Origin of the sequence: Streptomyces sp. CB02959 (assembly GCF_002803155.1) — a bacterium.
GTDB lineage: Bacteria > Actinomycetota > Actinomycetes > Streptomycetales > Streptomycetaceae > Streptomyces.
Window position 1 is genome coordinate 555,019 of sequence record NZ_NNBP01000002.1, and the last position, 7,932, is coordinate 562,950.

Below are 7,932 nucleotides of genomic sequence, written 5' to 3' on the forward strand. Positions count from 1 at the left end.
TCTCTGGTGCAACGGGGGCTCCCCGGTCGGTGGCCGGGGAGCCCCTCCGGTCGGCAGGGGCCGGATCAGACGGACGACCTGCGCCGCAGCTCGCCCTCCAGGGCGTCGACCGCCTGGCTGACCCGGATGTCCATCTCCGCCACGTGCTCGCGGCGGGCGGCGTCCAGTTCGGCCTTGCGGCGCCGCACGTACTGCTCGCACTCCTCCTGGGCGATCTCCAGCTCCGCCAGCGACTTGCGCTCCACGGCGCGCACGGCCGCGTCGTGCACCTTGACCGCGCTGTTGCTGCGCGACGACAGCAACCGGTCGTAACTGCTCTCCTGGCCGAGGAACTTGACCAGCACCGGCAGCACGTCGATGAGCACGAACAGCAGCCGGACCAGCCAGACACCGGTGAACAGCGTCGAGTCGTCCCGGGTGAGCTGCTCCAGGGCCGCCATCCGCTCCAGTACGCCGATGCCCTTCTGCTTCGCCCGTTCCTGGGCCACGCGGTGGGCGATCTCCTTGTCCCGGGCGGTCAGGAAGGCGCCGCGGGAGCGGGTCAGCCGGCTGCCGTCCTGGCCGATCCGGTCGTTCAGCTGCGCCAGCCGGCGCTCGTCGGCCGCGGTGTGGTGCGTGGCGCGGTAGTCGGCCGCCTTCACCCGCAGCCGCCGGCACTCCGAGGTCCGCTCCAGCAGTCCGGTGCCGGCGTTGCGGATCAGCTGACGGCACTCGTCCCGGACGTCCGCATCCAGGGATTCGAGCAGCTTGGTGTCCCGGTCGACCCGCTTCTGCAGCTCGGCGGCGTCCTGGCGCAGCGCGTCCAGCTCGGCGGACTGCCCTCCGGGCGTCGCGCCGAACGACAGCAGGTAGCTGTCGCAGTCGCCCGGCCGCCCCCGGTCACCGGAACCCTGCGAGGGGTCGGGGTTGCAGCGCAGCAGGTTGCTCCGCAGCCGGTCCACGTCGCCGTGCCGTTCGTCCTGGATCCGCTCCTCGACCGCGGTCTGGAAGATCCGCAGCACCAGCGGTTCGGCGATGACCGTGCCCAGCAGCACGGCCACCAGCAGGCGTGTCACCAGCGGGGTCACCCGTCGCTTGGCGTTCGGTTGCGGGGCGATCAGCCAGCGGTCGAGATTGAGCACGAACAGCATCCAGACCACGGCGGGGACCAGCGAAAGCACCGACGTGTCACCGATGGCCTCGTTCGCGAAGTTCCACATGGAGAACGCCGCGATGACGGAGGTACCGAGTACCACGCCGCCCAGTGCGGTGTACTTGCTGCGCTCGTACCAGACCCAGGCGAGCAGGTTCTCGTCCACGCCGGTCAGGGACCGCAGCCGGCGGGCCGGATCGAAGCCCGTGGGAGGGGCCTGCTCCGGTGGCTTGCCGTACCCCTCGGGCAGCTTGAGATAGTCAGTCAAGGAGGTCGTCCTCGTCCTTGATGTAGTGCGGGCCGGGCCCCTGGCCGTTGCGGCCGGTCAGCTTCGCGGGGGAGCCGTTGGCGCGGTCCGCCGGGGCGGACTCCACGGCCGGGGCGGCGGGGCCGGCGGCCGGGACGGTGCCCTGCTCCATCAACTGCTGCAGCACCTGCTGGTAGTCCACGAAGTGTTCGGCCCGGCCCATGTGCGACACCAGGGTGCGCAGCAGATCGGCGTGGAGCGCGCGCTGTTCTCGCTCGCGCTCGTGCGTCAGGGCGCCGGCCTGCGCGGCGGCCTGCCGGCGGTGCGACCGGTCGTCGTCCTCCCGCCGGTGCGTGCGCTCGGCGATCGCGGCGACGTCGATGACGTTGCGGGTCACCCCGAGCGCGTCCACGTACTCGCCGCCCTGCTGGATCAGCTCCGCCAGCCGCTGCACCGACTGGGACTCGAACTCGTGCTGTCCGCGGAGGAGTTCCTGGCCCCGGCGCTCGTCCCGCAGCTTCTGCTCCCAGGTCCGCAGGTCCTCCGGCGTGAGCACCTCGATGCCGACGAACTCCACGGTCATCCCGGCGATCCGCGGCGTGACGATCGTGGTGTACGCGGTCATCCGGCGGGTCGCCTCGTCGCGGACCGCGTTGACCTCCTCGATGCGGTGGGCGGCGCTGGCACGCGACAGCTCGCTGTCCCCCGCAAGGTACGAGCGGAGGGGGACCGTGACATCGTCGATGCCCTGGCGGGCGACGGTGGCGGCGTCCGTGACCTGGCAGGTGAAGGACGCCCGGATGGTGAAGGTGTCGGCCTCGCTCACCGAGGGGACGACCCGCTCCGCCTCGACCAGCCGGGCCCTGGTGTCCACCAGGCTCACCGACGAGGCGTCCACCACGTCGGGGTGCGACGGGTCGAAGGTCATCCCCTCCGGGTATTCGCGGTACTGACCGCCGACCCGGAAGACGTAGACCGCGCCGGGCGGCAGGGGCGGCACGTCGGCGCGCTGCCGGCGGCGTGGCCACCAGCCGCGCTGCACGGTCTCCAGCATCTGCTCCGCCACGATCGGATAGTTCTCGTGCACTGTCGTCATCCTCCTTGGAGGGAAAGGGAGTTACGGGTGGATCCGTGGCGTCGCAGGTTTCCGAGGAGGACCTGTACGAGGTGCTGGGTACCAGGAACCGCGTAGTCCGGGTGGCGCACCGCCACCGACATGTTGGCCTGTAGCCCCTGCCACTGCCGGCGGTCCAGGGCGCCGCGCATCGCCTCGCCCAGCTCGCGCACCGAGCCGGTGGCGGACGGGACGTCGCGCAGCGCGGCCAGCGTGCGGACCAGTGCGGTCACGGCACGTGCGCGGCGCACGCTGAGCAGTACGGTGCTCCAGAGGGAGCCCAGGTGCCGGGCGGTCCGCGGGTGCCGCCGGAGCAGTTCCGCGGTCAGCGGCACCCCCGGGGTCAGCCCTTCCGCTTCGAGGACCTGCAGGACGGATTCGAGGGCCGCGGCCCGGTCCCTGAGTTCCCGGGCGTGGGCGAGTTGGGTGCGGAGGTAGCGGAGGGTGAACTCCGCGCGCTCGGCCTCCGTTTCGGCCGCGGCCGTGGCGAGGAGCAGGACCAGCGAACGGCGTGCCGCGGCCGCCACCCGCTGGCCGCGGACGGTCATCCCCCACAGGCAGTTGAGCGCGTCCATCCGGTAGAGGGCACCGGCCTCGCCCGCGAAGGCCATCGCCGCCGTGATGGCACGCAACTGTCCGCTGCCCGACTTCGACCAGCCGAGGGCGGTGGCGAGTGCCTGCGATGCCAGGCGCTCGTCGTCGCACATGAACTGCAGGACGAAGGCCGCCGTCAGCCGCTGGCTGCTGAGCCCGTCCGACCAGGAGGGGAGGAGGTTCTCCTCGACCTCCGGCAGGGCGTGCCGGGCCAGCAGCGCGACGCCCCGCGCCACCTCCTCCCGGACCCGGGGGCCGCCGTCCAGGGCCAGCTGGTGGAGCCAGCGCCGCAGCGGATACCAGAGCTCGTAGCCGTACAGCGCGTACAGTTCGCCGATCACCAGCCCCCGCACCCGCGGCGAGGCGAAGACGAGGGTCCGCTCGCTGCGGCACCGGTCGCCGCGGTGCACCGGACCGGCGATCCCGGGCGCGCGGGTGTTCCACGCGGCCCGGCTCTGCCGCAGGGGCGGCCGGGTGGCCGGGAAGGCGTCCTCGTCGGACACCGGCTCGCCGGGTGGCCGGTCCCCGTTGCGCACATGGTCGTCGAGCAGCACCACCAGCTCCTCGAAGGTGCGCTCGGGAAGCCCCTCGGCGAAGGCCAGGGCCGCGATCGGGAGCAGGTCCTCGGGCGCGGGCCCGGTCTGGAACCAGTCCCGGACGGTCTGCTTGGCGCTGTCCCGCAGGTCCTCCAGCGCGGCCTGCGGGCCGTCGGCGAGCTGCCGGGCGGCCCGGACGATGTCCCTGGGCCGCCGCAGTTCCGCCACGAGCCCGCGGAGTTCGTCCAGGGTCTCGGCGGGCAGCAGGCCGAGGAAGGCGGCTCCGTACATCCGGTCCGCACAGTGCGCGAAGAGCGGCAGCGGGTCCGGTGGGGTCCAGGGCACGCAGTGTTCCTTCAGCGCCAACCGCCGCCGGTCGGCCGGCGAGGCGGTGAGCACCAGGTAGGAGCCGCGGCGGCGCAACTCCTCCTGCAGCTTCCTGAGGTTGTAGTCCTGCACCGCGTCGGACTCGGTCTCGCCGGCGTAGTCGAGGATGACGTACCCGCTGCCGGGTTTGACGGTCCCCTTCGCCGCGAGGTGGGTCAGCGAGTTCGCGGGGGACAGGCTCCGGAGCGCGGCGTCCTCGCCCAGCAGGTCCCGCAGCATCGCGAACGCCCCGGCCCGCCGCCCGCTGCCCTCCTCCCCGGTCAGCACCAGGATGTGGCCGGACTGCAGCCGGCCGGCGGTCTCGTCGTACGCGTCCGGGTGCAGGTAGTGCGCCAGTACCCGGTCGATCTCCGCGGGTTCGACCGAGCCGGGCGCCAGCCCCGGGGAGGCGGCGGCGCCGAAGCCGAACACCGATTCCGCCGCGTCGACCCGGCCGTAGAAGGTGTTGTAGACCTGCTGGACCCGATGGCCCAGGGCGCCGGTCAGCTCGTGGTAGTCCTGCTGATCGGCCGCCATGTCCCGGGCGGCCGGGTCCGGGTGGCCCGGCGCGGGGTGCGCGGCCTCGTCACCGGCGGGGTCCGAAGAGGGATCCGCCGGCCCCGGCGCGCCGCCGTCCGGTGGCTGACGAGGCGGTTCCTCACCTGTTCCGGAGCCTGCCGACTCCATTGCGCCGTCGGGGTCGTGGTCAGCCATCGGTGGTTCCGAATCCGACGACCCCGCCGCGCAGGTCCACGGGAGCCTGGAAGTTGTTGACGTTGAGGTTCCGGCCCTTGTAGCTGTTGCGGATCCCCGGGCCCGGACGGCCGGCCGCGGGGTGTTCCGCGCTGTTCGACGCGCCGGTCCGGGCCGCGGCGTCCGGGTCCCCGGGACCGTCGGCCTCCGGCGCGGCGACCCCCGGGTCGAGGTCGTCCGGATCGTGCCCCGGCACCCACAGCCAGGCCGTCGCCTCGCATTCCTTCTCCTGGACGTCCACCCGCCGGAAGGCGGACCGGGGAAGCGTGGTGTGCCCGCCGGCCACGGTGTTGAGGTAGACCGTGTCGGACAGTGCGAGCACCAGGTCGGCGTCGTCCGCGGCGGTCAGCGCGGCGCGCAGCGGGCCGGAGTTGAGCAGTCGGCAGGTGGTGACCACGGTCCGGCCGGCGAAGCCGTTGTCGGCGACCTCCACCGGTCCGTGGTGGATGGCGGCGCGCACCCGCATCCGCGCGCTGCGCACCCGGTCCTCGTTGTAGGCGAACAGCACCGCCGTGATGTGGCGGATGTAGTCGTCCACGATCCGGGGTTCGGAGCCGTCCATGGGGGCGATCGCCAGCTGTTCGTCGCCCTTGGCCTGGATGTGCCAACGGGTCCGGTCCAACGCCGCATTGTGGGCGGCCCGGGAAAGGAGCCGGGGGAGATCGTGCTGGATTTCGGATTGCCGGCGGTCGTTGTTCCCTCCGTACGACTGGACGTCCAGGGCAATGCACGTGCAGGGGTAGTACCCGGCCTGATCGGCCACTTGGTCATTCCTCCCTCACACGTCGCGGGCTTTCCGCGGCGTGTGAGGGAAGGCTAGGAGTGGCAGCGAGAAGAGAACCCGTATTAATACGGGTTCTCGGCCTCTATTTTTGCGAATTCCAACAGCTGCGGAATGTCACTGATCGATATCTGACGGTAGCTGCGCTCGATCAGGCCGCGTTGGGACAGCGTGGAGAGCGCCTTCTCCGCGGTGGGGAGGGCCAGTCCGGCGAGGGACGCCAATTCCGACTGGGTGAGGGTCACGCCGAGCGCGCACCGCCGCCCGTCGGCACCGGTGGCGGCCTGTCCGTACGTCTGCGCCAATTCGGCGATCACCCGGGCCAGTCGGGTCGACGCGTCGTAGGCGCGGAAGTCCAGCCGGCGGCGGTTCGCCCAGCGCAGGCGGGCGCTCATCATGCGGTACAGCGCGGTCATGGCGTCCACGTGCCGGCTGAGGAAGGCCTCCAGGGCGCGCCGTTGGACGATCCGTGCGGTGACCTCGCCGCAGGCGATGACGGTGCCGGAGCGCGGCTCGCCCTCGAACGCCGCCATTTCCCCGACCAGATCGCCGGCCAGGCGAATCGCCAGGAGCATGTCGCAGCCGTCCGCCGAGCTCGTCACCACCTTTACCACGCCTTGGGTGATCAACAGGACATGACTGCTTTCATCGCCTTGATGCAACAAAGTGCGATGTGCCGGGTATTTGGCCAGGGTGCCCAATTCCAGGGCGTCGGCCAGGGATTGGGGTTCCAGCCGGCCGAGAAAAGTGGCGCGCGGCCACTCGCGCCTCATCGTGTCGACTCGCCGGCCCGGGGCCCGCGCGAACTGGTGCGTAACTTCAGCATGCTCCACTGCCCCCATTGCGATGTCGTTCGCGCACGCCCAACGGTGCTTCGGCGCACGTCCTCCTATATTGCCGTCGGTAGGTGAACCGTAAAGCGAAAGAACGGCTTTGGCTGAATTCCGTTCCGCCCCGTGTCCGGGCACCCGCCCGGTGGCGGCGGACTCGTCATGGAAGATCCGCAAACGGCCGCCGCAGACGCCGGAGGAGGATCACGGCGGCGCAGGCGGTAACTGCCGTCACGGGGCACTCGAACGCGAGGGCGAGCATTATGCGCCGCAACCGCTCGGGGAGCGAGGCGGTGGCGCCGCGTCCGCGACGTCCCTGTCGGACGGGTGGCCATCAACTGCCTTATATCTCGGCATAGTTGGCAAACCACCCCCTCCATCGCTGAATCAGGCGGTCGGGTCGTCTGCCGGGTCGCCTGCCGGGCTGTCCGTCGAGCCGTCCCTCGGTCGGGTCGGGATCCGGGGGCGGCACCCCGCTTGTTAGCCTGGCGTGCGCCTGCCAAGTAGACCGAGGGCGTACCCGGTCGTGCAGCGGCCGTCATGCGGGCGCACACGCACGCCTCGGCCTCATCTCGTTCAGCAATCTCGGGGGAGCGACGTGAATCGTCGCCATGTCCATGCCCATGTCCATGCCCTGGCCGTCTGCGGGCTGGTGGTCGTCGCCCTGACCGGTGTCGACGGCTGCGCCTTCGGCGTGAAGCCCCGGCTGCCCGTCCCGGTTCCCAGCGCCTCGCCGCCGCCCGGGACGCACACCCAGCCGGAGGTGGACATCACCATCACCGACTGCAACGTCGACGTGTCGGCCGGCACCCTGGAGGCCAAGCTGAGCGTGCACAACGGCAACTCCCGGAGCCGTGCGGACTACAACGGCACCGTGCAGTTCACGGATGAAAGCGGCAGCGTCTTCGGCTCGACGGAGATTTCCACGGACGGCGTGGCCGGCGGCGAGACCCGGCCCGTCACGGTCCACGACAGCTTCCTCAACAAGTGCCCCTCGGCCCGGCCGTGCAGGTCCAGTACTCCGGCCACCGGAACGGCAGCGAAGAGCAGCAGGTTCAGCAGACCGGCCACCGCCGCGGTCCGTCTGCCGCGGGCGCTCTGCGTCCCGTACCGCTCCTTGATCGCGGGCGGGTAGTCGGAGAGCAAGGCGTCCCGCGCCACGAGCAGCGAGCCGATGACGATCAAGGTGAAGAGGGAGACCAGGACGACGGCGTAGCCGCTGCTGACGCGTGCGATCTCTGGGAAGTCCATGGCGCCGGAGCCTAGTGTCCTGCGCCAGTAGTTGTTCGTTAGTTGTTGTGTGACTTCTTCTTCTGCTGGTGGTGCGTCAGTTCCTCGTCGGGGTCCGAAGCTGGAGCCGTTGCTGCTCTGTGATGAGGAGCGGGCGGTGTTGGAGCGGTGGATGCGGCGGGCGACGTCGGCTCAGGCGTTGGCTTTGCGGGCACGGATTGTGTTGGCGTGTGCGGGGCCGGAGGTGCCGCCGATCGTCGCAGTCGCTCGGGATCTGCGGGTGACTGCGGATACGGTCCGTAAGTGGCGGCGGCGGTTCCTGGTCGATCGACTGGACGGCTTGGCTGAC

At 71.1% G+C, this 7,932-nt stretch carries 7 protein-coding genes; 1 reads left to right on the forward strand and 6 read right to left on the reverse strand.

Translation table 11 applies throughout. From position 1 onward, the window contains the following. Window positions 1-65: 65 nt before the first annotated feature. The 6 genes from CG747_RS05710 to CG747_RS05735 form a co-directional block, all read right to left on the reverse strand. Window positions 66-1,400, reverse strand: a complete 1,335-nt coding sequence (locus CG747_RS05710) for a DUF4407 domain-containing protein (protein ID WP_100600489.1) — start codon at window positions 1,398-1,400, stop codon at window positions 66-68. Beyond that, complete coding sequence (locus CG747_RS05715; protein ID WP_100600490.1) at window positions 1,393-2,475, reverse strand: hypothetical protein; 1,083 nt, start codon at window positions 2,473-2,475, stop codon at window positions 1,393-1,395. The genes CG747_RS05710 and CG747_RS05715 overlap by 8 nt, the downstream gene beginning before the upstream one ends. Further along, window positions 2,472-4,703, reverse strand: a complete 2,232-nt coding sequence (locus tag CG747_RS05720) for a hypothetical protein (protein ID WP_100600491.1) — start codon at window positions 4,701-4,703, stop codon at window positions 2,472-2,474. The genes CG747_RS05715 and CG747_RS05720 overlap by 4 nt, the downstream gene beginning before the upstream one ends. Further along, entirely contained in the window at window positions 4,696-5,364 is a 669-nt protein-coding gene (locus tag CG747_RS05725; RefSeq protein WP_257980232.1) for a hypothetical protein, read from the reverse strand. Before CG747_RS05725 ends, CG747_RS05720 begins: the two co-directional genes overlap by 8 nt. A gap of 224 nt (window positions 5,365-5,588) precedes the next feature. Continuing rightward, window positions 5,589-6,356 (reverse strand): Crp/Fnr family transcriptional regulator, encoded by a 768-nt coding sequence (locus tag CG747_RS05730; protein ID WP_257980233.1) that lies wholly within the window; start codon window positions 6,354-6,356, stop codon window positions 5,589-5,591. A gap of 858 nt (window positions 6,357-7,214) precedes the next feature. Then, the gene (locus tag CG747_RS05735) at window positions 7,215-7,604 is read right to left on the reverse strand and encodes a hypothetical protein (protein ID WP_100600493.1); all 390 of its coding nucleotides are present in this window, start codon (window positions 7,602-7,604) and stop codon (window positions 7,215-7,217) included. Between the two features lie 151 nt (window positions 7,605-7,755). Between CG747_RS05735 and CG747_RS05740 the strand changes: the two genes are divergently transcribed. Next, a partial coding sequence (locus CG747_RS05740; RefSeq protein WP_257980243.1) for a helix-turn-helix domain-containing protein occupies window positions 7,756-7,932 on the forward strand: 177 nt, incomplete at its 3' end.

Excerpts from the sequence above, each read along its gene's own strand:
- CG747_RS05720 (WP_100600491.1), bottom strand. The coding sequence starts at position 4,703 with ATGGCTGACCACGACCCCGACGGCGCAATGGAGTCGGCAGGCTCCGGA.
- CG747_RS05735 (WP_100600493.1), bottom strand. The coding sequence starts at position 7,604 with ATGGACTTCCCAGAGATCGCACGCGTCAGCAGCGGCTACGCCGTCGTC.
- CG747_RS05715 (WP_100600490.1), bottom strand. The coding sequence starts at position 2,475 with ATGACGACAGTGCACGAGAACTATCCGATCGTGGCGGAGCAGATGCTG.